This is a genomic window from Bombilactobacillus sp. ESL1097, from assembly GCF_058107205.1.
This window is the reverse complement of the sequence record NZ_JBYLUB010000002.1, coordinates 678240-702657: the sequence shown is the minus strand read 5'-3', so window position 1 is coordinate 702657 and position 24418 is coordinate 678240. Positions and strand designations below refer to the sequence as shown.

The 24418-nt window shown below is 37.8% G+C and carries 25 protein-coding genes; 1 reads left to right on the top strand and 24 read right to left on the bottom strand.

Annotation, left to right across the window (positions count from 1 at the left end; genetic code table 11):
- Positions 1-198 precede the first annotated feature (198 nt).
- From AC3B6D_RS07350 to rsmH, 13 genes are all read right to left on the bottom strand, one after another.
- The gene (locus tag AC3B6D_RS07350) at positions 199-864 is read right to left on the bottom strand and encodes a DivIVA domain-containing protein (protein WP_489757828.1); all 666 of its coding nucleotides are present in this window, start codon (positions 862-864) and stop codon (positions 199-201) included.
- A gap of 29 nt (positions 865-893) precedes the next feature.
- Positions 894-1655, bottom strand: coding sequence for a YlmH family RNA-binding protein (locus AC3B6D_RS07345; protein WP_489757827.1), 762 nt, complete (start codon positions 1653-1655; stop codon positions 894-896).
- On the bottom strand, positions 1655-1918 hold the full coding sequence (locus AC3B6D_RS07340) for a YggT family protein (protein ID WP_489757826.1): 264 nt from the start codon (positions 1916-1918) through the stop codon (positions 1655-1657). The genes AC3B6D_RS07345 and AC3B6D_RS07340 overlap by 1 nt, the downstream gene beginning before the upstream one ends.
- Positions 1919-1935: 17 nt before the next feature.
- Positions 1936-2322 carry a cell division protein SepF gene (locus AC3B6D_RS07335; protein WP_489757825.1) on the bottom strand — a complete coding sequence of 129 codons (387 nt, stop codon included), beginning with the start codon at positions 2320-2322 and terminating at the stop codon, positions 1936-1938.
- 14 nt (positions 2323-2336) lie between these two features.
- A complete protein-coding gene (gene ftsZ / locus AC3B6D_RS07330) occupies positions 2337-3536 on the bottom strand; it encodes a cell division protein FtsZ (protein ID WP_489757824.1) in 1200 nt (399 codons plus the stop codon).
- A gap of 35 nt (positions 3537-3571) precedes the next feature.
- Positions 3572-4879 carry a cell division protein FtsA gene (ftsA, locus tag AC3B6D_RS07325; protein ID WP_489757823.1) on the bottom strand — a complete coding sequence of 436 codons (1308 nt, stop codon included), beginning with the start codon at positions 4877-4879 and terminating at the stop codon, positions 3572-3574.
- Positions 4880-4956: 77 nt separating this feature from the next.
- A complete protein-coding gene (locus tag AC3B6D_RS07320; RefSeq protein ID WP_489775281.1) occupies positions 4957-5760 on the bottom strand; it encodes a cell division protein FtsQ/DivIB in 804 nt (267 codons plus the stop codon).
- Positions 5761-5764: 4 nt separating this feature from the next.
- Positions 5765-6865, bottom strand: a complete 1101-nt coding sequence (gene murG, locus AC3B6D_RS07315) for an undecaprenyldiphospho-muramoylpentapeptide beta-N-acetylglucosaminyltransferase (protein WP_489757821.1) — start codon at positions 6863-6865, stop codon at positions 5765-5767.
- 11 nt (positions 6866-6876) lie between these two features.
- On the bottom strand, positions 6877-8226 hold the full coding sequence (murD, locus tag AC3B6D_RS07310; protein ID WP_489775280.1) for a UDP-N-acetylmuramoyl-L-alanine--D-glutamate ligase: 1350 nt from the start codon (positions 8224-8226) through the stop codon (positions 6877-6879).
- Between the two features lie 10 nt (positions 8227-8236).
- Positions 8237-9202, bottom strand: coding sequence for a phospho-N-acetylmuramoyl-pentapeptide-transferase (gene mraY / locus AC3B6D_RS07305; RefSeq protein ID WP_489775279.1), 966 nt, complete (start codon positions 9200-9202; stop codon positions 8237-8239).
- A 15-nt stretch (positions 9203-9217) separates the two neighbouring features.
- Entirely contained in the window at positions 9218-11386 is a 2169-nt protein-coding gene (locus AC3B6D_RS07300; RefSeq protein ID WP_489775278.1) for a penicillin-binding transpeptidase domain-containing protein, read from the bottom strand.
- Positions 11383-11751, bottom strand: coding sequence for a cell division protein FtsL (gene ftsL / locus AC3B6D_RS07295; RefSeq protein WP_489757817.1), 369 nt, complete (start codon positions 11749-11751; stop codon positions 11383-11385). The genes AC3B6D_RS07300 and ftsL overlap by 4 nt, the downstream gene beginning before the upstream one ends.
- A gap of 26 nt (positions 11752-11777) precedes the next feature.
- The gene (gene rsmH, locus AC3B6D_RS07290) at positions 11778-12725 is read right to left on the bottom strand and encodes a 16S rRNA (cytosine(1402)-N(4))-methyltransferase RsmH (protein ID WP_489758053.1); all 948 of its coding nucleotides are present in this window, start codon (positions 12723-12725) and stop codon (positions 11778-11780) included.
- A 334-nt stretch (positions 12726-13059) separates the two neighbouring features.
- On the opposite strand from rsmH, the gene AC3B6D_RS07285 reads away from it, so the two are divergent.
- A complete protein-coding gene (locus AC3B6D_RS07285; protein ID WP_489757816.1) occupies positions 13060-13173 on the top strand; it encodes a DUF4044 domain-containing protein in 114 nt (37 codons plus the stop codon).
- A gap of 61 nt (positions 13174-13234) precedes the next feature.
- Here the strand turns inward: AC3B6D_RS07285 and AC3B6D_RS07280 are convergent, their stop codons facing one another.
- The 11 genes from AC3B6D_RS07280 to AC3B6D_RS07230 form a co-directional block, all read right to left on the bottom strand.
- Complete coding sequence (locus AC3B6D_RS07280; RefSeq protein WP_489757815.1) at positions 13235-14029, bottom strand: amino acid ABC transporter substrate-binding protein; 795 nt, start codon at positions 14027-14029, stop codon at positions 13235-13237.
- Entirely contained in the window at positions 14026-14670 is a 645-nt protein-coding gene (locus tag AC3B6D_RS07275) for an amino acid ABC transporter ATP-binding protein (RefSeq protein WP_489775277.1), read from the bottom strand. The genes AC3B6D_RS07280 and AC3B6D_RS07275 overlap by 4 nt, the downstream gene beginning before the upstream one ends.
- A complete protein-coding gene (locus AC3B6D_RS07270; protein ID WP_489757813.1) occupies positions 14663-15304 on the bottom strand; it encodes an amino acid ABC transporter permease in 642 nt (213 codons plus the stop codon). Before AC3B6D_RS07270 ends, AC3B6D_RS07275 begins: the two co-directional genes overlap by 8 nt.
- 271 nt (positions 15305-15575) lie before the next feature.
- A complete protein-coding gene (gene minD / locus AC3B6D_RS07265) occupies positions 15576-16400 on the bottom strand; it encodes a septum site-determining protein MinD (protein WP_489757812.1) in 825 nt (274 codons plus the stop codon).
- A 10-nt stretch (positions 16401-16410) separates the two neighbouring features.
- Positions 16411-17073 carry a septum site-determining protein MinC gene (locus AC3B6D_RS07260; RefSeq protein WP_489757811.1) on the bottom strand — a complete coding sequence of 221 codons (663 nt, stop codon included), beginning with the start codon at positions 17071-17073 and terminating at the stop codon, positions 16411-16413.
- A 19-nt stretch (positions 17074-17092) separates the two neighbouring features.
- Positions 17093-17629 (bottom strand): rod shape-determining protein MreD, encoded by a 537-nt coding sequence (gene mreD / locus AC3B6D_RS07255; protein ID WP_489769697.1) that lies wholly within the window; start codon positions 17627-17629, stop codon positions 17093-17095.
- Positions 17622-18473 carry a rod shape-determining protein MreC gene (mreC, locus tag AC3B6D_RS07250; RefSeq protein ID WP_489757809.1) on the bottom strand — a complete coding sequence of 284 codons (852 nt, stop codon included), beginning with the start codon at positions 18471-18473 and terminating at the stop codon, positions 17622-17624. Before mreC ends, mreD begins: the two co-directional genes overlap by 8 nt.
- A gap of 42 nt (positions 18474-18515) precedes the next feature.
- A complete protein-coding gene (locus AC3B6D_RS07245; RefSeq protein ID WP_489758052.1) occupies positions 18516-19508 on the bottom strand; it encodes a rod shape-determining protein in 993 nt (330 codons plus the stop codon).
- Between the two features lie 98 nt (positions 19509-19606).
- Positions 19607-20254 (bottom strand): JAB domain-containing protein, encoded by a 648-nt coding sequence (locus AC3B6D_RS07240; protein WP_489775276.1) that lies wholly within the window; start codon positions 20252-20254, stop codon positions 19607-19609.
- A gap of 30 nt (positions 20255-20284) precedes the next feature.
- A complete protein-coding gene (locus AC3B6D_RS07235) occupies positions 20285-21568 on the bottom strand; it encodes a bifunctional folylpolyglutamate synthase/dihydrofolate synthase (protein WP_489775275.1) in 1284 nt (427 codons plus the stop codon).
- A 168-nt stretch (positions 21569-21736) separates the two neighbouring features.
- Entirely contained in the window at positions 21737-24382 is a 2646-nt protein-coding gene (locus AC3B6D_RS07230; RefSeq protein WP_489775274.1) for a valine--tRNA ligase, read from the bottom strand.
- Positions 24383-24418: the final 36 nt, after the last annotated feature.

Below are 24418 nucleotides of genomic sequence, written 5' to 3'. Positions count from 1 at the left end.
TTAAAAACCTCCTTAAATAAAAAAATTCGTCCCTCAATTAGGACGAATCACTCGCTATACCACCCAAAAAGTAAGTATATAAATTACAGATGTGTAAAACAAAAGCTGATAAAGTAAACTTCGAGCGCTTGATTTGGCTTACACTATCCCAAATTCGCTGACAAGATCAGAAGTTACTTGAATCTTTTGTAATATTTATTATTGATTATCAACATTATTATTTGCTTTGTCAACTACTTTTGTCGAATCTTTCTTTGGAACCAAATCATCATAGTCGTCATTTTTAATCTCTGCCGCTACTTGATCCAATTTGTTTAAGTAATTCTGTACAGTTGTATGAATATTATCAACTAACGTTTGATTATCATCCGCAGTTAACAATCCTTGCCAAGACTGCGAACTTAATAAATGCTGTTGCTCATCTACAACTTGTTGTAAAGCTTGGTAACTTTCAGCCATTTGCTTTTGCAAAGTCTGCGTTTGTGTGACTAAATTTTGCGCCTGAGTTTGGGCGTCTTGAATAATTTGGCGGCTTTGTTGAATTGCTTGATCAACCATATTTTCAGTGTTAGTTCGCGCTTGGGCAATTACTGTTTGAGCTTGTTCATCAGCTTGTTTTTTAACCTGATCAGCAGCATTTTGGGCAATAATAATGGACTCATTAACTGTATTTTGTAAATCATTAAAATAAGCAATTTGAGCCTTGGAATCCTTGAGATCATACTCTAAACGATGATTGGTCTTAAGTTCCTCACTATAATCTTGGATAATCTGTTCCAGAAAATGATCAACCTCATTTTTATCATAACCACGCAACTGTGTTTTAAATTCCTGAGTTTGAATATCATGGGGAGTTAAAGTCATACTAAAGAGCCTCCTTGGTTTTAATTAACTTAATGCTGATAAAGCTGAACGTACAATTGCCAATAATCCTTATTTTGTCCCAATAAATCAACAATACTCAATTGTCCCTTACCACGCACACTAATTGTATCACCAATTGTCAAAAGATAGTCACTGCGTTTTTCATGCTGCCAATTAATGGATACTAAACCACGCTGCACTAATTCTTTTGCCTTCTGACGACTCAGTTTAAAACCCGTACTGAGAATTTGATCTAAGCGCATGGAATGGACATTCAGAGTTAACATTGTATAGTCATTTTTAATTAATAATAGCTGTTGCCAAGATATTGGCTGCAGCCCAACCGTATTTTTACCGATTTGGTGTACCTCATTGACTAATAAGTCAGTAAGATTTGTCTCAGAAACAAATTGCCAATTAGTCCCATCAGTAATGATATCGCCAAAATTGTTCCGGTCTAACCCCAGATTAAGCAGCTTACCTAAAATTTGGTGGTGCTGTAAATCAATAAATTTATGATTAAAATTAATTTGAAATAATTGTAACTGTAAATCCGTGGACTGAAAAGGAATATAAGGCGGTACTACCAGTAATCTTCTCCGTTGGGCACTTTGAAAACCACCGGACCAATATGGAGTTAATTCTGTAAATTGCGTCAATAATTGATTTGCCAAGCGCTGCTCATAAGGATTCAAAAACGGACTCAATTGTGATTGATAGGTTGTCATGGCCGTTTGCATGAGCGATTGTAATTTAAATAAAATTGCCTTATTCTGCGAATTAAAATCCATTAAAACAACCGTACTATTAATTGCTTAACTAAACCAATGACTAAAAAAGCCCAAATTGGTGAAAAACTAAGGCCAAAGATCGGTGGAATAATCCGATCAAAAATACCTAAAAAAGGCTCCACTAATTTTCTCAGCCATAAGCCTAATTTTGATTGGGCAGCTCCGGGCAACCAAGTTAACAAAGCCCAAATCACAATCAACCATTCATAAAGATCTAACAAATTTACTAAAACAACTGGCAGACCAGACATTAAATTGGCCACGTTAACTTAACCTCAACTTAATCATTAAAATCCATCGTTATATTATCAATCTGAAAATTCAAAGGTGTATATAAAAATACCCGCTCATCAATCTGACGAATATCACCCTTTAAGGCATAAACCGCACCCGTTAAAAAATCAGCAATTCGCCGCATTTGCTCATCATTGACTTGTTGAAAATTAACAATAACGGCATTTTGATTTAACAATTCTTGCGTGATTTTTTTAGCATCCGGATAAGAAAGTGGCCGTGCAATTTGAATTTCACTTTGTTTGGCTACTTTGTTGGCATTTAACGCCACAATATTATTATTTTTAGATGATTGTTCTGCTGGTTCTTTTTGAGTTGGAATCTCAGAATCATCATCTAAACCAAAAAAACTAGCTAATTTTTCAAAGGCCATTTTAATATCTCTCCTTAGTTCTTAGGATTGTGTCTTAAAAAAGGAGGCATGGAATCATCGTCTTCATTATCCGTATCATTTAATACATTGGATTGTCGGAAAATATCAAAGTCATTCGTTCCAGACTTTGAACTATGATTTTGATTAGAATTATCACTACCAACTCCCCAAGCATCCAATTGTTGATCTGCATTATCTTCTGTTGCAGTCGTTGGCGTCGGCTTTTTAGTTACAGCTGCATTTTTAGAACTTTGGTGTTCATCATCAATTCCCGTTGCGATCACCGTAACCTTGACTTCATCGCCCAAACTGTCATTAATAGAAGTTCCAAAAATAATATTAACGTCTTCTGTAGCCGCTTCAGAAACAATACTTGCTGCTTCTTGCGCCTCAAATAATGATAAATCAGGACCACCAGTAATATTTAATAAAACTTGCTGTGCGCCATCAATCGATACTTCCAATAATGGTGAAGAAATAGCTTTTTTAGTAGCATCCACAATCCGGTTTTCACCATTGCCTGTACCGATACCCATTAAGGCTGAGCCTTGATTAGACATAACTGTTTTGACATCTGCAAAATCCAAGTTCACAAAACCGGGCGAAGTAATCAAATCTGAAATACCTTGAACACCTTGTCTTAAAACATCATCCGCAACATGTAATGCTTCATTCATCGGCGTCTTTTTATCAACTATCTCTAATAAACGATTATTAGCAATAATCACCAAGGTATCAACATGTTGCTTTAATTCCTCAATACCTTGATCAGCAAACTTCGCACGTTTGGGTCCTTCAAACATAAATGGTCTGGTAACAACACCAACCGTCAAAGCTCCGGAATCTTTAGCCACCCGGGCAATCACTGGGGCGGCACCCGTACCAGTGCCGCCACCCATGCCAGCAGTAATAAAAATCATATCTGATTCTTTTAATAAATCAGAAATCACATCTTCACTTTCTTCTGCGGCTTTTTGACCAATATCGGGATCAGAACCTGCTCCTAATCCTCGTGTTAACTTAGGTCCTAATTGCAATCTAGTATTAGCTTGTGAAAGATCTAAAGCTTGCATGTCAGTATTAGCTGCAATAAAATCAACGCCCTTGATATTTTCTTCAACCATTCGATTAACAGCATTACCACCGGCACCACCAACACCAATGACTTTAATTACTGCCGAATTTTTTTCTTTCCTGTCCATTGAACTGTCCATTCTAACAAATTCCTCCTGATCTGCCTCACGCTTTTTTAATCAAAAAAACGACTCCAAAAGTTTTTAATTTTTTCACTAGTTGTTCTTGATTTATGCGATTTTTCTTTGACTGGCGTTGTTTTAATATTGTCTAAAGAATCAGGACGATTTGTATCTGCTTTAACTGCTGTCATACCTTTAGAAGTATGAACAACATTATAAGCAATCAAATCCAAATCATTTAACCCTTGTGCATATAATACCAAACCTAGCCCTTCAGTAAAAGCCGGATGCCGTAATCCCATTTGTTCCGGAATAAATGTTTTAGTTTTCATTTTTAAAATTTGCTGTGCTAAAGTATTGACTCCCGCCATTTCAGCCAAACCACCCGTCAAAATGACTCCACCTGGTAAATCTTGAGCGTGAATACTAGTTAATCCTTGCTGCAACCGTTGAAAAATTTGTTGCATCCGTGCAGCAATAATCGAAGCTAAGTACTGACTGGAGATGTTTTGCGGTTGATCTTGACCAACGACTTCCACGGGGATGGTTTCTTCTGCCATTTCTGCTCCCACATCAGCATTACCATAATAATGTTGTAACTTTTCAGCATTGTCCAACGTTGTATTTAAAACCACAGAAATATCGTGAGCTACCAAATTACCGCCTTCTGGATCAATCGCTGTAAATTTCAATTTATTATCATGAATAATGGAGGCCGAAGTTTGACCACCACCTAAATCAATAATTACTGCACCGAAGTTACGCTCACCTTTATCTAAAGCTACCTTACTCAAAGCCAAAGGCGCTAAAACTTCATAAATAATATTTAAACCTGCTTTTTGAATTGCACGCTGCATATTATGAATGATAGATTTCGGTAACGCATATAAAATGCCATTAAACTCTAAGCGACTACCAATCATGCCGCGCGGATCCTTAATATTTTTAAAACCATCTACACAAAAATTATCTGGTAACAGCGCCACAAATTCTAATTCAGGGGTCAAAGTTTGGACCATGGAAGCTGTAATTACTTTTTGCACATCAGCAGCAGTAATCTCTTTAGAGGGTTCATTTAAAGCAATCATGCTATGTGCTTTAAATATTTGTAAACCATTAGCAGGAAGACCAACCACTACATCGCTGATTTCAGTATTAGATTGCGAGGCAGCTTTTTTTACGGCTTCACCAATCGCTATTGCTGCTTGATCAATGTCCACTATCGTTCCGCGATTCATTCCTTGCGAATGGGCACTTCCCACGCCAATAATATTAGCTTGTGAGTTTGTAACATTGGCCACCACTACTTTCATTGACGTGGTTCCAATGTCTAAACTAACAATGATTCGTGAATCATCCATTCTATGATCCTCCTACAACATTTTCAGATTTACTAATGGATAAACCTATTAAATTAATGATACCAAAGTTTTTAGAACTATTCCACCTTCAGACCTGCTGTACCAAAAGGTTTTGAATAAGCCCCCACTTCCAAATTAATAACACCATTTTTAGACATAGTTTTCGAAATAGCAGGATAATATTTGAGTTTAGCAGCTAAAGTGCGAATATCCCCTACGACCAAATTACCATCATTCATATATAAGTTGACCCGATAGGGATGTTCCTTCGTATTTTTACTACCGTGAATTTCTGAAATATCACTCCGTAAACTGGGCGAGCAAGACAGGTATAATTTAACCACTTGGTTTAACGTAACTTTAGTATTCAAGTTTTGGTAAACAGGAAAATTACCAATGGGTTGTTTCAACTTTTGATTAACTAATTGCTGGTTCTCCAAAACACGATAATAGCCTTGCTTTTTTGTAATAAAACCGACGGTTTGATATTCCTGAACTGTAAAAGTTAATTGATTAAATTGTTGATAATGATAACTGATTTTTTTAATTAAAGGCACTTTGGTTTTAATCTGCTTTTCAATTTTGGAACGTTCAACTAATGTCTGCAGCACTAACGTATTTTTATCAATTCTGGAGGCATCAATTACTTGTTGCGCACCTAAATAGTTAACTCCCACAACTGAAATTTTTTGGACATGACCCAACGGCGAAAATAAATAGCCAATCATTAAGATTAAGCTAACTAAGCCTAGCATAATTAAACTGCCGGGTAATATTTTGCGCAACCGCTGGTGATAAGTCTGCGACTTAGTGGCTTCCGATTGTGAGCGATGATATTGATTTTTAAATTGTAATAATTCATTGGACTTATTTTTTTTCATCAATCTACTTCTCAGTAGTAATCAAGTCTAATAAGACCTGAATTAACCGATCACTAGCATCAGCTACCCCCAATTGGCGGGCATGCATGGACATTTGGTGTAATAGTTGAGAATCATTTACTGTTTTAGTCAACAATTGTTCCAAACTGAAAGCGGTCAATTCTGATTCAGGTAACAACAAAGCAGCATGCTCTTTGACCAATGATTGGGCATTCTTAGTTTGGTGATCGTTAGTGACATAAGGACTAGGAATAAAAATCGCTGGAATTCCTAAAGCTGTTAATTCAGCAATGGAGGTCGCACCACTGCGCCCAACGATCAACGCTAAATCAGGTAAAATAGCTGGCATATCATCAATATAAGCAACTACTTGCACATTGGCGGCCAGTTGCTGTGGCAACTGCGAACGTACCTTATCATAATGTACTTGACCAGTTACAAATAAAACTTGAAATGCTGCTTGACTGAAATAATCCCAGCTAGCAACTACTGCTTCATTGATTGGACGAGCCCCACGACTACCACCAAAAATCATAACAGTAGGTTGTTTTGGATCCAAACCAAATTCTTGTAAGCGTTGATTAGGTTGCAACTTAGCTACTTCTTGTGCCCGAGGATTACCCGTAAATACTAATTTAGATTTTTCCTTAAATTGTCCTACCACATCCTTAAAAGCATACGCAATCCGATCCACAAAATGCCCCAAAAATTTATTAGTTAGACCAGCCACTGAATTTTGTTCATGGATGACCGTCGGAATTTTTTTTAAGTGGGCGGCTAACACAATTGCACTAGAAACGTAGCCCCCAGTCCCTACTACAATATCTGGTTGAAAATCAGTAACAATTTTTTTAGCTTGCTGAATACTTTTAGCAAATAGCCATAAAGTTTGAACATTCTGCCAGGACAATTTACGCTTGAAACCTTGCAGACGCAAAGTTTGAAACGGAATGTTTTCTTGCGTAATAATTTTTTGCTCTAAGCCTGCCTCAGTGCCGACGTACAAAACTTCGCTCACTAAATGTCGTTCTTTCAATCGCTTAATTAAAGCTAAAGCTGGATAAATATGTCCACCAGTTCCGCCACCAGATACAATTATTCTCATAATTAACCATCCTAATTCAGTTTTTCAACATCACTGATAAATTGATCGCCCCGTTGTTCAAAAGTTGCAAATTGATCCCAACTAGCAGCTGCCGGTGATAATAACAAAACATCCCCTGGTGCCGTTAATTGATAAGCTAAAGGTACCGCTTCATCTAAATTATCAACTAGTTTAATAGTTGCGACTCCCGCCTTTTGTGCGGCCTTTTGCATTAAATATTTCGTCTGACCGTATAACACAATGGCTTTGACATGACGTAATTGTTCAACTAAGTCATCAAATTCAAAACCGCGATCTAATCCACCGGCAATTAAAACTAATGGTTGCTTAAAAGCTTGCAATGCCACAATGGTTGCTTCAATATTAGTTGCTTTAGAATCATTATAAATTTTACGACCATGTAATTGTTTAACAAACTGAATCCGATGCTTAACCCCTTGAAAAGTAGTTAAAACTTGTTTAATAGCTTGATTCGATTTACCCATTAACTTAGCCACAGCAATCGCTGCTAAACAATTTTCAATGTTATGTTGTCCGGGTAGAACAATTTGATCAACATCAATGATTGCTTCTTGCCGGAAATAGAGTGTCTGCCCTTTTTGATAAGCTCCTTGTTCACTAACGTCCAACCGTGAAAAAGGCACTACCTGTGCTTGGGTTTGCTGGCTTAAAGTTCGCCACTCTTCTTGATCAAAATTCACCACAAAGTAATCGGCTGCAGTTTGATTTTGTGTAATTTTCATTTTGGCCCGCACATAATTCTCTCGCGTTTTATGGTAATCCAAATGTGCTTCATAAATATTGTTTAGTACCGCAATCTTCGGACGTAACTTGGTAGTGCCTAATAATTGAAAACTGGACAATTCAACTACAATATCATCAACAGGAGTTGCTTGTTGCACCACCTGCGAGACAGGGATGCCAATATTACCTGCTTTATAAGCGTGTCCCGCTGCCCGTTCTTGGTCTAAAATTAACTGAATTAAAGTCGTCGTTGTGGTTTTACCATTAGTTCCAGTTACTCCCACAAAAGGTGCTGACGATACTTCGTAAGCCAGTTCCGGTTCTGTAATAATAGGAATATTGCGTTCCATTGCCGCTTTGACTAAAGGTAATTCATACGAAACACCCGGATTTTTAACGATCAAATCAAAATCCTGCTCAAGTAATGAAACTGGATTACTACCCGTAAGCACTTTCAGTCCCCGATCCCGTAATTGTTGGGCTTCCGAACTGTCTTGTTGATCATTAATAGTTAAAGTTGCACCTAATTTGTTTAGTAATAATGCTGCATTAAAACCACTTTTGGCCAAACCCAAAATTAGCACTTTTTGACCTTGATAATCATTAATCTCTTTCATTAAGTCCTCCTTAACTCACAAATATGATTATATAACTTAATGCTGCCAATAGACCAACTGCCCAAAAAACTAACACAACTTTCCATTCTGACCAGCCTAACATTTCAAAATGATGATGAATTGGCGACATCTTAAACACTCGATGCCCTGTTGTTTTAAACACAGCTACTTGGATCATCACACTCGCCGTTTCCACAACAAATACAATTCCAATCCACAATAACGACCACGGTATTCCTAACACCAAAGAAACAGCTGCTAAGCCAGCACCTAAAGCTAAGGAACCAACATCGCCCATAAAAATTTTAGCCGGTTTATGGTTAAAAATCATAAAGCCAATCATTGCGCCAACAACACTTAAACAAGCTAAAACAACATCAAAGTTAGTTTGTTTGTATGCAATATAAGCATAAGTCAAATAAGCAATGATCGTTAATCCAGTTACTAAGCCATCCAAACCGTCCGTTAAATTAACTGCATTAGAAAAGCCAACCAACCAAACTAGCATAAAAATTACATAAATAATCAGAGAATGAAAAATATAACCAAAAAATTGTAAATCTGTTGGCAATTGATAGTAAAGATAGAGTCCGCAAAAAACTATTGCAAATAACAGCTGTAATAAGGATTTTTGCCAAGCCAATAAACCTAAATTACGATGATTTTTTAATTTAATAAAATCATCTAAAAAACCAATTAAGCCAAACAGTAGGAGAATTAAACTAATCAGCATCAAGGAATTAGTAAATAATTCCAACCATGTTCCAACCCAAATATTAGTCAGCACCATCGCCAATAAAAAGATCACGCCTCCCATTGTCGGGGTACCGGCTTTATATTCTTGCCAACTAGGCCCTTCTTCACGGATTTGTTGACCTTCACGATTAGACAACATCACCTTGATAAATAGTGGCATAAAAATTACTACCAAAATTAAACTGCTAATTAATGGGATTATCATTTTACCCAAATTCATTTCTCAATCCTCGCTTTATTTTTGTTTCAGATGAATAACTACTTCCTTCACACTATTCAACACTGCCTGCGGTGGCACACTTTGCCGCACCGCATAACCTTGACCTTTAATCACGATCTTTTTACCAGTAATATCGGCTAATTTTAATAAATCGTTTTTCGACCAACCATGAACATCAGGCATGGTCATTGCGCCATTGGTTAACAAAATGACACGTTGATCAGGTGTCACAGTTGCTTTAGCACTCGGCAACTGTTGTACTACCTTGGAACCGGTGCCGACAATACCAACCTTTAACTGTTGCTTTTGCAGCGCTTGTTGCACCGTAGTTAAATTTTGATTGGATAATTCAGGCATCGTAATTGCAGTATTATCCGATTGTACATTTTCTATTTTACCGGTTCCTAACAATCGTTGCATCATCGGATTAAAGACTTCAGACAACATTTGTTCAGGAGCCTTAGTCATCACACTCGGTTTCTCCATCGTAATATAAACTAAATACTTAGGTGATTTGGCCGGTGCTAAGCCAGCCACCGAATATAGATAATCATTACTGCCAGTTAAATAGCCGTTAGTCCCCGAAATTTGTGCTGTCCCCGTTTTAACTGCAACATCTTGACCAGGAATTTTATAAACTGTTCCCGTGCCGTAACTATCTTGGACCACTTCGCGCATTGCAGCTAGAACCTGTTTAGTCGTTTGGTCCGTCACTGGCTGTCCAACTTGTTTGGGTTTAATCGTTTGAACAGAACCGTTATTGGGATTTTCAATGCGACTAACTAGTTGGGGCTGCATCATTTTGCCATGATTACCAATTGCGCCCAAAGCTTGCACCATTTGCATGCCGGTAACCGAAACACTTTGACCAAAAGCAGTAATGGCTTGATCAGAAGCATGCTGAAAATTAATTTGACCAGCTACTTCACCAGGCAAATTAATATGCGTTAACTGGCCAATTTTAAATTTATGCATATATTTTAGCCAAGTTTTCGCACCCATTTGTTGCTCCAAAGCAACCATTCCGACATTACTCGAACGTGGAAAAGCTTGATTAAAGGGGATCTCGCCCCACCCACTGGTATTCCAATCATGGATAGTTCGTCCGCCAATAGTGATTGCCCCGGAACGATAATATTGATTAGGATTGTAATGATGTGAGTTAATAGAAGCTGCCAAAGTCAAAACTTTAAAAACTGATCCTGGCTCATAGCTATCTTGTAAATTAATATTTCGCCAAGAATGCATCAGATTATTCTGAGTTTGGGGATCAAAAGTCGGTCGCTGTGAAATAGCTAAAATATGTCCTGTTTTAGGATCGGTCACAATAGCCTGCATGGATTGAGGCCGATATTCTTGATAAACCTTGGTCAGTAACTGTTCTAAATAGTGTTGATAATTAACATCAATCGTCGTATAGACGTTATCCCCTTGCACTGGCAGCACTGTTTTCTTATGCGTTTGTGGCAGTGTATAACCTTCAGGATCAGTATAACGAACCTCATAGCCATTTTTACCTTGTAAAATCTTATCATAAAAACTTTCTAATCCCATTAGGCCTTGATCTTTGGCGCGCTGAGCGTGACGACCAACTTGTGCTAAACCAATCGTATTAGACGCAAAAGTGCCGTTAGGATATGATCTATCCGGTACTGCATCAAAATAAACCCCCGGGAGATGGTGTTTCTCAATTGCTTTTTTAACACTCAAACTAATCTTTTGACCCGCTAAACCAAATTCCACTTGAAACACATGCCGGTTTTGGGGGTGCAAGATTTGTAAGATTTTTTTCTGACTCAGTGGAATATACTGACTCAAAACCTGAGCCGTATGTTTTTTGTTTTGAACATATAGAGGTTTACCACCAGCTCCTTTATATGTATGATCCAAAACAACAAATAATTCGTACGATTGATCACTATAAGCAATCTTAGAACCATCATCCGCATAAATATTGCCCCGCTTAGATGATAGAACTCTTTTATGGCGGTATTTTTGCTCTGTGCGCCGTGTTAAGTCAACACTACCGACATGCCCACTCAGTGCGATGTAACTAAACCGCACCAAGCAAACTATAAAAAATAAGGCAATGACAAGAAGGAAGAATCGGCCGATAATTCTTCGATCACGTCTTGCCTTGCTGATATTGATTTTGTCATTATTAGAATTAAACTTTTGACTCATTTAGAAATATTCCTAATATTATCAGAATGTAACTGTAAATTGTGTTTTTGAGCAATCTTTAACAGTCGACCTGAATTACTTAACTCAATAATTTCTTGATGTAAATCTGTGTTCGAATTTAATACTTTTTGGGTTTGTTCAGCCAGGTCCTGGGCATGATGCTGCTGAACAATTGTCTGTGTTCGTAAATGAACCAAACCATACATCATGATAATTACGATTAAGCCAATTAAACAAACCAAACTTTTTTCAAACCCGGAAAAAGGCACACTTTTAGTGTTTAATTCTACAGCTGTTTGTACTTTATTAGTTTGAGTTTTAGTTTCAGTTAAAGAGTCTAATTGACGTACAGTATTGGGTTCCATTCAACTATCTCGATTCCTAATCTTGTTTATTTAATCTTTTGAGCTACTCGTAAATGCGCACTATGAGCGCGATGGTTTTGTTCAATTTCAGTTGAACTAGGTAAAATCGGCTTTCTGGTAATAACTTTCAATTCTGGTTGCATTTCTGGAGGAATAACTGGTAAATCGCGCGGAACATTAACTTCACTGTGACGCCGAAAAACCTGTTTCACAATTTTGTCCTCTAATGATTGAAAAGTAATGACACTCAGAAAACCGTTTAATTTTAACAAATCAATCGCTGCTTCTAAAGATTGATCTAACGATGCTAACTCATCATTAACCGCAATTCGTAAAGCCTGAAAAACTTTTTTAGCAGGATGCTTCTTCATTTTTCGCCGTGCTGGCGCTGGCAAACAAGCTTCAATTAAATCAACTAATTCAAAGGTCGTTGTGATTGGTTGGTTTAAACGCTGGCGAGTAATTGCCTGGGCAATACGCTTAGCAAAACGTTCATCACCGTAACGTTGAAAAATGTTTGCTAGCTGAGCAGCTGAATAAGTATTAACAATTTGATAAGCATCTAATTCTTGGCTTTGATCCATCCGCATATCTAATCGCGCATCGTAGCGATAACTAAAGCCACGTTGAGGATCGTCAAACTGTGGTGAAGAGACCCCCAAATCATATAAGATCCCATCGACCGTCGTAATACCTAACGCTGCTAGCTGCTCTTTTAAATCCGCAAAATTAGCCATCACTAATTCTAAATGATTATCAGTTTCTTCATTGGTTGTTTGACGTAAAGCTTGACCTGCTAAAATAGCTTCTTGATCACGATCAAAAGCAATCACTGTTAAATGATGACCCTGACTTAATAAATAACGTGTGTGACCGCCACGACCAAAAGTGGCATCAATATAAACACCACCATCATGAACTTGTAAAGCATCGACAGTCGGATTTAAAAGCACTGTTTTATGTTGGAACATAATACCACCTAAAAATAATTATTAATATAAAAGTAAGATTCTACATTAAAGATAAACCGAACAATCATTTAATTAAAAATAATTTTGTCACAAATTATCTGTAAAAAAATAACTCACTACTATTAAAAGTAGGTATATTGGTCCCACTTCTCTGTATGAATGTTACCACAATCTCACTTTTAGCACCACTAATCAGTAAAAAATATTCTAATTTAGTCTTTTTTGTCAAAAAACTATCGCTAATAGCTCGAACATATGTTCATGATTAGTGATAGTTGCTTTTTTCTGAAGATTCAAGTAAGATAATTCCAATATGAAAGATTTCAGGTGAAGTTTTTTGAAGAAAAAAAAGAAAAGTGTTTTTACTATAATTACGCAGATTTTTGTTTGGGCCATGATTATTGTAACCATCGCTGGTGTAGTAATTCCTGCTGTCATGGGTGGTTTCTAAACTGACCAGAAGAAAAGGATGAGGTCGTATAAACTTCATCCTTTTTTATATTACTACAAGTTTACTCAGAAATATCTTGTTGAAACCATTTCTCGCTCAATTTTTTCAATTGACCATTGGTTTTTAATTTCCGCAATGTTGAATTAATCAAATGCTGCGTCTGCGTATCTTGTTTACGCATCCCAACTGCAAAACTTTCAGTGGGAAACGGCGTATCCAAAATTTGAAATTGCTGTGCATTTTTAGTATGGGCTAAATAGTATTCAGCAAACACCCGATCAAATAAAAAGCCCTGAATTCGTCCTGCTTTTAAATCCAAAAAACCATTTTCGATATTATCATACAAAACCGGCGTTTGATTTTTAATTTTATTCTTCAATAAACGCGGTTGCTGCATTAAATCGGAATAACCCACTGAGCCAGATTGGGTTCCTAAAGTTTTTCCCGTTAATTGCTTAATTTGGTGAACCCCTGAAGCCTTTTTGACAACGATAACTTGTTCATCTTTTAAATACGGCCGTGAAAAGGCGACTTTCTTAGCACGTTGCGGCGTTTTAGTATAACCATTCCAGATTAAATCAATCGTTCCGTTGCGTAATTCCGTTTCTTTCATGGACCAGTCAATCGGTTGAAAAATAATTTTTCGATGAATGGTCTTGCCAACTAATTTGGCCAGATCAACGTCAAAGCCAGTTAATTGGCCCGACTTTTTCACAAATCCCATAGGTACATAAGAATCATCCAAGCCCACAATTAATGTATTATTACTACTACCAATCCGGTGCGTGTTTTGCTGACACCCGCCAACAAATACTAACAAGCTCAATAAAATTAAATATTTACAAATTTTTTTCATTTGCTTGTCCTCAACTCAAATGTTTGATCAGAAACTTGCCGAGCAAAATCTAGATCGTGCGTCACAACTAGTTGCGTCATTTGGTCGGCCTGAAATTTGCGTAATAAGTTAGTGACTTGTTGCCGATTCTGTGCGTCCAGTGCGCTCGTCGGTTCATCGTAACATAAAATTTTGGGTTCTAAAATTAAAGCTCGGGCAATTGCTACTCGTTGTTTCTGACCTCCGGACAATTGAAACGGATAAAGCTTAGCTTGCGGTGCGATTTGTAATAAATCTAACAACTCTTGAGCTTTTTGCAGAGCTTGTTGTTTCGAGCGTTTTTGAACTTGAATGGGGGCCAGTAGTAAATTATCCAAAACACTTAAATTAGGAAATAGTCGATAATCTTGAAAGACAACCCCCACGTTATTTTGACTATGATCTTGCGGTGTAAACGGCTGTCCGTCCAAGAAGAACTCGCCGTGATCTACACTTTCCAATCCCAGAATAGTTCTTAATAACGTGGTTTTACCAACCCCACTGGGACCGACAATTGATAGTATTTGTCCGGGCAATACTTGTAAGTTAATATTGTCTAAAACTAATTTATCGCCAAAAGTTTTAGTAATTTGTTTCAGTTGTAATTTCGGTTGTCTATTCATAGTATGAAAATCTCCGTTCAATCCAATTTTGTATTAATGTCAAAACCCCTGTCATAATTAAATAAATAATACCAACTAAAATTAAGGGGACCAACGTGACGTCACGCGCTGTGGCCACATTACCTGCCCGTAATAAATCACCAATTCCTAATACATAAACTAATGACGAATCTTTGATCAAGTTAATAACTTCATTACCCATGGATGGTAAGACGATTTTGACTACTTGTGGCAAGATCACAAAGCGAAAACTTTGCCATGACGATAATCCTAATAAGGCTGTTGCTTCACGCTGATCTTGACTAACCGCCTGCAACCCCCCACGAAAAATTTCAGCAAAATAAGCTGTATAATTTAAAATAAAAGCTACGAAAGCGGCTGTCATCCGTTCAAAAACAATGCCAATCGTTGGTAATCCATAAAAAATAAAGATTAATTGGAGCAATAATGGCGTGCCCCGCATCAGCCAAACGTAAGCATCTAAAATCCAACGTAATAAATGCCAACGACTTCGTAACCCTAAAGCGACAATAATTCCGAGAATAATCGAACAGATTAAAGTCCCAATGAATAACTCCACGGTTACTTTGGTGCCACTCAATAATGATGGTAAAATTTCTCCAATATATTTCATAATTTCTCCTTCAACTAAAAAATCCCCTTGAGTTAAAAAACTCAAGAGGACGAAATTTTCCGCGGTGCCACCCCATTTTTTGCCAAACTCACATTTGACAACTTAGGCAGTTATAAACTGCACAAAATAACGGATGCTAAACCGAACGGGCTTTAAACCTTTTGACTCACAAGTGTGTTCTATGCTGTCACTAATAACTGTTTGCACCAACCACAGCTTCTCTAAATTAGCGCACATATCTATCTTGTTCATTGTCGCATAATTAAATATTTTATTTTTCATTATGATGAAATACTCGTCGCCAAAAACCGTCTTTTTTAGCAGTTGCTTGTTCTTGATTAAGACTAATCTCATTTAATGGAATTTGATCACCGAGAATCCGGTGAGCCAAATTCTGATAACCAACGGCCGCTGGATTATCAAGCTTCTCCTGCAATATTGATTGACCTTGATTAGAAGTAGCGATTACTTCATCATCGTCGATGATAACACCAATTAAAGGAATTGACAAGCGGTTTACGATACTTTGAATATCCATAGACTTACCATTTTTAATCATCTGTAAGCGAATTCGATTAATAACTAAATGCAGTCCGTAAGTTAAATTAGATTGCTCCAATAAACCGACCACCCGATCAGCATCACTAACCGCTGCCACCTCCGGGGTCGTGACCAAAATTGCACTATCAGCTACCGCCACCGCGGCTTTAAAACCCGTTTCAATTCCTGCAGGACAATCCAAGATAACAAAATCAAAATTTTGTTTTAATTCAGTAATAATAGTTTTAATTTTGGAGATATTTAAACTAGACTGTCCAACATTTTGTGAAGCAGCCAGTAACGAAAAATCTTGAGGATGATCGGGATGTTGAACCAACGCCTGCATCAAGTTAACGCGATCATTCAACACGTCATCCAAATCATAAATAATCCGATTACTTAATCCTAAAATAGCATCAAGATTACGCAAACCAACATCCAAATCTACCGCGCAAACTCGCTTACCGGCTTGTACTAAAGCTAAACTTAAATTAGCACTAGTTGTAGTTTTACCGACACCGCCCTTACCGGAAGTGACAACAATTGACGTTCCCATCAAACTCCCCCTAATTTAAAATAATTTCCATTTGTGGTCTAATCTTCAATAATTGATCAAGTGAAGCTGTTGTTAACGAATGCAAATCGTTGACATAGAAAAAAGACTTCGCATCAAACTTCGCATCATCAATATCCGACACAATTTGAATCAAATCACAAATTCGAACTTGACTAGCATGCGTCATATCACCCACGACCACAGCTGTATCATTATTTGGATAACCCGCACACACAATTCCTTCAATAGAACCGATTGCAAAAACACTACCAGCAGCGCGAATTTGTGCGCCTGCATGGACGTCACCTAATAACAACACATTTCCCGGGTAATTCATAATTTGTCCAGAACGGATAATCCGCGTTTCTAATTTCAATTGTCCTTGAAGCAAATGTTGTTGTACAACACTTTTAGGAATCACCTGACTGATAATTTGCTGTAACTTAAATACTGGAAACTGCGCAATCACCGCTTTTAAATCTTTTTTTTGTTGTAAATTTAACCACCGAGTTTGAGTATCGACCGTTAGATCTAGCGATTGTTGCGTGGGAGTCTGCGTTTGAATTTGCTTTAATAACTCCTGTACCTGGATTAAAGCTTCTGAAAAATCACTACCGTCAATAATTTCTAAGAAATAAGTTTGACCTTTTCCCTTCAAAACTGCACTCTTCATACTAATCTCCCCACTTATTTTACATCAACCAGTCTAAAACTTTGGTCAAAGGATAATACAAAATGACAAAGAAGATGGAATTAACTAACAATGTTGGACCTAACCAATCAGTGACAAAATGCGCAATATCTACTGTAATTAAACTTAAAAAATTACCAATCAAAAATAAATAAATTAAAGAAACCGTCAAACTGATAAAGTAAATACACCATTCAAAAACAAGCGTTTTCGGCACAAATTTCCGAATCTTATTAGTCAACCAGCCCACTAGTGGTAACACAATAGTGTACAAACCAAAAATATGTGAATAATAAGAATCATAAACAATTCCTAAAATTAGAGTATACCAAAACAAGTGACTGTCCACTTGTTGATCGCGTAAAATCATCATAACAATAATGATGAGTAAGATCTGCACTGAAACTTGAAAAGACGGTAAATTAAAGACTGCAAAAAATTGCTTTAACAAGCCGTCCAAAAAAAAGCCGACTAATAATAACAGTACTTGCAAAATATATTTAGTAGTCTTATTTCTCAAATCAATCTGTTTAAACATCTCGACTAATAACCGTCACAATCGTAAAGTTATTTAAATCTGTTGCTGGTTTCACATAAACTGAAGAGACTAAGCCATAATCATCCTTTTTCATGGCAACTACCTTACCAACAAACAAACCACGAGGGGTCAAACCACCCAGACCAGAAGTAACCACTTGTTGACCGGTTTTAATGCCTTTAGTAGAAGTGACATTGGTCATAACTAGCAAATTATTGTCCTTATCGTAACGCCCAATAATTCCGCTCGCATCATTACCATGTGGTTTGACAATTTCGACCGCAAATTTATTACTTAATGATTTGTCAGTGGAAATTAAACTAACCTTGGAGTTAGTCCGATTAACTTCAATAATTCGCCCAACCAAGCCAGATCCGGACATCACCGGCATATTTTTTTTCAAACCAGCAATCGAACCTTTATTAATAATTAAATAGTTTTGCCATTCATTAGGTGATCTTGCTGTCACAGCAGCCGATATCTGATGGTAATCAGTTAACGTCTTATTCAATTTAACTTGCTTTTTTAAATCTTGATTTTCTTTTTTTAAAACACTATTTTGTGCTTTCGTTTGTGCTAAATCATCAATTTGTTTTTTCAAATGCCGATTTTCTTGATACGTCTTTGTTAAATCACTGATTTCGCTTCCCCAACTCCGTACCGTATTAGCAGGATAAGCTATCACATTACCAACAACACCAATTGTATCATTTCCTAACTGATGGATGACTGATGGTTGTGACTTACGATCACTAAAAGTCACTGAAGCAGCAATCATGCCGAAGGTGGCAATGACTACTAACATGATGATAATCAACTTTTTATTAGAAAAAAAGTTTCGCATTGCAAACCTCCAGATAATTAAAAAAGTGGGCTGCCCCACCTATTATTTATTACGCTTCATTACTTCCAGATTTTTCAGTGATTCACCAGTTCCAATAGCCACACAATCCAAAGGATCCTGTGCCACAAAAACGGGAACTTTCGTCGAATCCGAAATAACATCCGCCAAATTCTTTAATAAAGCGCCGCCACCGGTTAAAACAATGCCATGGTCAATAATATCTGCGGCAATTTCTGGAGAAGTAGCTTCCAAAGTTTCTTTAATAGCTGTCACAATTTCTTCAATGTCTTCATGAATCGCGGTCGCCACATCAATTGCTGACAAGTCAACGGTCTTCGGCAAACCACTGACTAAATCACGTCCTCGAATGCTCGTGTCTCCCAATTGTTCTGCACTCTGTAATGAAGCTGAACCAATTTCAATCTTGAGTTGTTCAGCAGTCCGTTCGCCAATTAACAAACTGAATTGTTTACGAACATATGCAATGATGGACTCATCAAATTTATCACCAGCCATCCGAATAGAACGACTCGACACAATGCCACCTAAAGAAATAGTTGCCACATCAGTGGTTCCACCACCAATATCGACCACCATGCTACCGGTTGGATCCATAACTGGTAAACCAGCACCAATGGCTGCAGCAAACGGTTCTTCAATTAGATAAGCTTCCTGAGCACCAGCATTTTGTGTAGCTTCAATAACTGCTCGTTTTTCTACTTCAGTGACGCCGCTAGGGACACAAACCATCACATCAGGTTTGGTATTGCCTACTGCTTTATCCAAAAAGTACTTCATCATGGCTGCAGTTGTATCATAATCTGCAATAACTCCATCTTTCATCGGCCGAATGGCTTTAATACTTCCGGGAGTTCTGCCAATCATTGCTCTAGCTTCAGCACCTACAGCAACGATTTCACCAGTTGCCGTCTTCTTGGCAACTACTGAGGGCTCACGCAAAACAATTCCTTGCCCATCAACATAAACAATTGTATTCGCAGTTCCTAAATCTATACCTACTTTTCGTGACCGCATTCCAAACAAAACACTATCTCCTTAAATAACAGTACTTAGTCTATCTATTAAAGTATATCATACAAAAATTTAATTCAAAAATATTTATTGCATTATCTTTACAATAATTCTAGTCGTTGAAAACTGCTAAATTGATCGTCGCCAATAATCAAATGATCCAGCAATTTAATTCCCAACAAGTTACTACAATTTTGTAATCTTTGTGTAAAAATAATGTCCGCGGTAGATGGCTGGAGATTACCACTCGGATGCTTATGCGCAATTAACAATTGACTGCAAGGTAGTTGTAAAGCAAATCGTAAAATTTCGCGCGGTTGCGCAGCTGCTTGTTGTAATGAACCTCTAAAAATAATTTTTTCTAATAACAACTGGCTTTGATTATTAAAAAAATAGCCGATTAACTCTTCATGTTGTAATTGACGCCATTTCGTTAATAAATGCTGCGCTAATTGTGCGATCGTTATTTTTTCTCCCACAACTAACTGCTGCTGGGCTACCAAACGTTGGGCCGTTTCCCAAAGAATTTGAAATTGACTAATTAAATTCGAATCAAATTGGCGCCATTTAAAATCAGTGAAATTATCTAATACCGCGAGATTTTTAAAATCATGACTTTCAAAAGCCACCATTTGCACAAAATGTTGCACTATTTGTTGATTAGTGTCACCAGCTAACAGCCTGACCAATAATTGTGATAAGGTCAAGTTTTGACCACCGCATTGCGCGGGTTGTTGCTCTAAGTTCATTTTCTTCACCTCAAAATAAACTATGCAAAATCAAAACTTTTCTTTGTAATAACGCAACACCTCTCCAGCAAAATGTAGTGAGCCACAAATTAATAAGATCTCAGAATTTTGTAAATCATGAAGCGATTGTACCAACGCTGTTTGCCATGATTCAATAAAAGTTGCACTGGTCGGTAAACAATAATCTTGAGCAGTCGCTGCCCGGGCTTCTGGCATACTAGTCACCACAATTTTCGTAGCTACCGTGGCCAATTGCTGTAAAATTTTTTGATGCTGTTTATCATTCATCGCAGCATACAAAATTTGTAACGAACGGTTTTTCCTAATAGGCTGTAAATCATTGATTAACTGTTGAATGGCTGCTAAATTATGTGCACCATCAACAATTACCAAGGGCTTACTTTGTAAGACTTGCATCCGTGCTAACAAACCGGGCACTTTTAAACTAGCATGAATGACTGCTGGTTGCGGATTAGGCATTAACAAATGATACGCTTGTAACGCTAAAGCAACGTCAATAATTTGTGATTGCGCACAAGTTTTTAATTGCAAATCTTTATAAACAAACTGTTTATTAGACCAAGTAAAATTAGTCTGTTGCACAGCTTGAACGTGAATATCAGTTGCTTGAAAATCCTTTCGCCAACTATAAACTGGGGCCTTTAATTGGTGCGCCCGCTGTAGAAAAACTTGTTGCACAGCAGGAGTTAAAGCCCCCAAAATCACTGGCGTCTGGGGTTTAATAATTCCGGCTTTTTCTTGAGCAATATCCAATAGTGTCGGACCAATCAAAGCAGAATGATCCATGGCTACATTTGTCACAATCGATAGCTCAGGTGTAATCACGTTGGTTTTATCATGTTGTGCCCCAATTCCGACTTCAATAACACCATAATCTACTCTTTCTTGGACACATAATAAGAACATCATCACTACTAAAAATTCAAATTCAACTAAATAAAACTGCTCATCTAATTTCTGTAAATCACTCACTGCTTGTTTGACTTGATTAGTCAAGGCAATAATTTTTTGAGGAGTGATCGGCTGACCATTAATTAAGAAGCGCTCGGTAAAGTCTACTACATATGGTGAAGCAAAAGTGGCGACTTTTTGATGACTCTTCACTAATAATTGTGTTAAATAATAACAAGTAGTCCCTTTACCGTTAGTTCCTGTGACATGGACAGTTTTGATTTGATTCTGGGGATTATCAAAGTAGGCTAAAGCCCGCTTAACAAACATTAACGTATTTTGTTGATGCAGGTGGGGCAAGCTGTGAATGTAATCTAATGCCGCTTGATAATTAGTAATCAATGTCATTACTCCTTTTTTACTACACAAAAAAGAGGCGAGACCAGCGTGCCTTTCCACCGCTATGCTTATAATCACAATCGTTCGCCAGAAGCCTTTTGTGCACTTTGACTACAATTAGTGACTAAGACCTTGGTCTCAACCTCTTATCGTTATCTTTTCCAATAAAAACTAATTATTTTTCAATTCTTGAATGCGCGCTTGAATTTTAGCATAGCGTTCTTGATTATCTTGCAACTTATTTCGTTGTTGTTCAACCACTGCTTGGGGTGCGTGATCAACGAATCCTTGATTACTTAACTTTTTATTTAAGAAATCAATATCGACTTGAATCTTAGCCAATTGCTTTTCTTGGCGCGCAATTTCATCTTGCACGTTGACTAATTCCGTTAATGGTACATAAACCTCTGCTCCATCAACAACGGCACTGAACGCTAATTTGGGAGCCGTTAAATCAACGGCAATTTGTAAATCTTTAGGATGGCCTAAGCGTTCAATATAGTCTTGGCTAGCTTGAATCAAAGCTAACTTCGTTGTATCTTGCGGCTTAATTAAGATGTCAATCGGGTTCGCTAAGGGAGCATTGGCCTCAGAACGGATCTGGCGAATGGCTTTAATAATCGCAATCACAATTTGCATTTGTTCCACTGCTTGGGGCCGTGCCAATTCTTGATGAACTTGTGGATATTTTGCAACGACCAAAGATTGCCCCTCATGTGGCATCGTTAACCAAATTTTCTCAGTGACAAATGGCATAATAGGATGCAATAAACGCAAAATTTGATCTAAAACATAAGCTAACACATAGCGTTTATTTTGTTTCTTAGTCTCATCAGTTCCGTTGAGCGTGGCCTTACTAAATTCGATGAACCAATCACAAAATTCATTCCAAACAAAGTTATACAGTGCGCGACCGACTTCACCAAATTCATACTTATCAGACAATCGGAGAACATTTTCTACGGTGGAATTTAATTCTGACAAAATCCATTGGTCAGCTAAATCTAGTTGTTGTGCTTGAGGCATAGTCTTTGGTGCCGGAGTATCGGCTAAATTCATAATTACAAACCGACTAGCGTTCCAAATTTTATTAATAAAGTTCCAAGCAGCGCCCACTTTTTCGTAACTAAATCGCGTATCCTGCCCAGGCGCAGAACCAGTAATTAAGAACCACCGGAGTGCATCAACACCATACTGATCAATGACATCCATTGGGTCAATCCCATTACCTAAAGACTTACTCATCTTACGGCCTTTTTCATCACGCATTAAGCCGTGAATCAAAACATCTTTAAAGGGCCGTTCGCCAGTAAACTCTAACCCTTGAAAGACCATCCGTGCTACCCAGAAGAAAATAATATCATATCCAGTAACTAAGGCATTGGTTGGGAAATACCGCTGAAAATCAGCACTTTGTTCATCTGGCCAACCTAAAGTGGAAAACGGCCACAATGCACTAGAGAACCACGTATCCAACACATCTGGATCTTGTTCCCAATTTTCGGCATCTTTAGGTTCAGTTTCGCCTACGTACATTTCACCAGTAGTTTTATTATACCAAGCGGGAATGCGATGTCCCCACCATAATTGCCGAGAAATTACCCAATCATGGACATTTTCCATCCATTGCTCAAAGGTATGTTCAAAACGCTCAGGCACAAAGTGGACTTTGCCGTCAGTTTGTTGATTTTTTAACACCATCTCAGCTAAGGGTTTCATCTTCACAAACCATTGAGTGGATAAACGGGGTTCAACTTGCACTCCAGAACGTTCTGAATGCCCAACACTATGAGTAATTGGTTCTTCGCTAAGAAGATAGCCCTGATCCTTTAAATCTTGAACCATTGCCTTACGCGCCTCAAAACGATCCATTCCCGCATATTTACCGGCTTGCTCATTCATTGTTCCATCAGCGTTCATGACATTAATCCGCTCTAGATTATGACGATTACCGACTTTAAAGTCATTAGGATCATGTGCGGGCGTAATTTTAACCATCCCAGTTCCAAATTCAGGATCAACATAATGATCTTCAATAATTGGTAACTTGCGACCAAATAATGGTAGAATCACTTCCTTACCCACGATATCTTGGTAGCGTTCATCTCCCGGATACACTGCAATTGCCACATCTCCCGGCATCGTTTCGGGACGCGTTGTCGCAATTTCAATAAAACCGGAACCATCAGCAAACGGATACTTAACATGATAAAAAGCTCCAGCATCGTCTTGATGCTCCACTTCAATATCTGACAAAGCTGTTTGTAATTGGGGATCCCAATTAATAATATACTCACCACGGTAAATCAAGCCTTTGTTATAAAGGTCAACAAACACTTTGCGCACCGCTTTTGATAATCCTTCATCTAAGGTAAAACGTTCGCGGGAATAGTCTAAGGACAAGCCCATCTTAGCCCATTGTGAACGGATAATTTGAGCATATTCTTCTTTCCACTTCCACACTTCATCAACAAAGGCCTCACGCCCTAAGTCAAACCGAGTCTTACCTTCCGCACGCAGTTTAGCCTCGACTTTGGCCTGGGTCGCAATTCCTGCATGATCCATTCCCGGTAAATATAATGTATCAAAACCTTGCATTCGTTTTTGACGAATCAAAATATCCTGTAAAGTTGTATCCCAAGCATGTCCCAAGTGTAACTTACCAGTGACATTTGGTGGTGGAATAACAATCGAATAAGGCTTGGCTTTTTTATCACCGCTGGGCTTAAACAAACCGTCATCCACCCATTGTTGATAACGTCCCGCTTCAACTTCGTTATGATCATATTTAGCGGACATTGTAAATTCTTCAGACATATTTTCAACTCCTAAAATAAAAAAATCGTCCTAATT

Coding starts and splice junctions, on each gene's coding strand:
- ftsZ (WP_489757824.1), bottom strand. CDS start 3,536: ATGGACAGTTCAATGGACAGGAAAGAAAAAAATTCGGCAGTAATTAAA.
- AC3B6D_RS07245 (WP_489758052.1), bottom strand. CDS start 19,508: ATGCGGTCACGAAAAGTAGGTATAGATTTAGGAACTGCGAATACAATT.
- minD (WP_489757812.1), bottom strand. CDS start 16,400: ATGGGAACGTCAATTGTTGTCACTTCCGGTAAGGGCGGTGTCGGTAAA.
- murD (WP_489775280.1), bottom strand. CDS start 8,226: ATGAAAGAGATTAATGATTATCAAGGTCAAAAAGTGCTAATTTTGGGT.
- mreD (WP_489769697.1), bottom strand. CDS start 17,629: ATGTTTAAACAGATTGATTTGAGAAATAAGACTACTAAATATATTTTG.
- AC3B6D_RS07345 (WP_489757827.1), bottom strand. CDS start 1,655: ATGGATTTTAATTCGCAGAATAAGGCAATTTTATTTAAATTACAATCG.
- AC3B6D_RS07350 (WP_489757828.1), bottom strand. CDS start 864: ATGACTTTAACTCCCCATGATATTCAAACTCAGGAATTTAAAACACAG.
- mreC (WP_489757809.1), bottom strand. CDS start 18,473: ATGCGAAACTTTTTTTCTAATAAAAAGTTGATTATCATCATGTTAGTA.
- AC3B6D_RS07270 (WP_489757813.1), bottom strand. CDS start 15,304: ATGAAATATATTGGAGAAATTTTACCATCATTATTGAGTGGCACCAAA.
- AC3B6D_RS07260 (WP_489757811.1), bottom strand. CDS start 17,073: ATGAAGAGTGCAGTTTTGAAGGGAAAAGGTCAAACTTATTTCTTAGAA.
- AC3B6D_RS07275 (WP_489775277.1), bottom strand. CDS start 14,670: ATGAATAGACAACCGAAATTACAACTGAAACAAATTACTAAAACTTTT.
- mraY (WP_489775279.1), bottom strand. CDS start 9,202: ATGAATTTGGGTAAAATGATAATCCCATTAATTAGCAGTTTAATTTTG.
- AC3B6D_RS07280 (WP_489757815.1), bottom strand. CDS start 14,029: ATGAAAAAAATTTGTAAATATTTAATTTTATTGAGCTTGTTAGTATTT.
- AC3B6D_RS07240 (WP_489775276.1), bottom strand. CDS start 20,254: ATGAACTTAGAGCAACAACCCGCGCAATGCGGTGGTCAAAACTTGACC.
- AC3B6D_RS07230 (WP_489775274.1), bottom strand. CDS start 24,382: ATGTCTGAAGAATTTACAATGTCCGCTAAATATGATCATAACGAAGTT.
- murG (WP_489757821.1), bottom strand. CDS start 6,865: ATGAGAATAATTGTATCTGGTGGCGGAACTGGTGGACATATTTATCCA.
- AC3B6D_RS07320 (WP_489775281.1), bottom strand. CDS start 5,760: ATGAAAAAAAATAAGTCCAATGAATTATTACAATTTAAAAATCAATAT.
- ftsL (WP_489757817.1), bottom strand. CDS start 11,751: ATGGAACCCAATACTGTACGTCAATTAGACTCTTTAACTGAAACTAAA.
- ftsA (WP_489757823.1), bottom strand. CDS start 4,879: ATGGATGATTCACGAATCATTGTTAGTTTAGACATTGGAACCACGTCA.
- AC3B6D_RS07335 (WP_489757825.1), bottom strand. CDS start 2,322: ATGGCCTTTGAAAAATTAGCTAGTTTTTTTGGTTTAGATGATGATTCT.
- AC3B6D_RS07300 (WP_489775278.1), bottom strand. CDS start 11,386: ATGAGTCAAAAGTTTAATTCTAATAATGACAAAATCAATATCAGCAAG.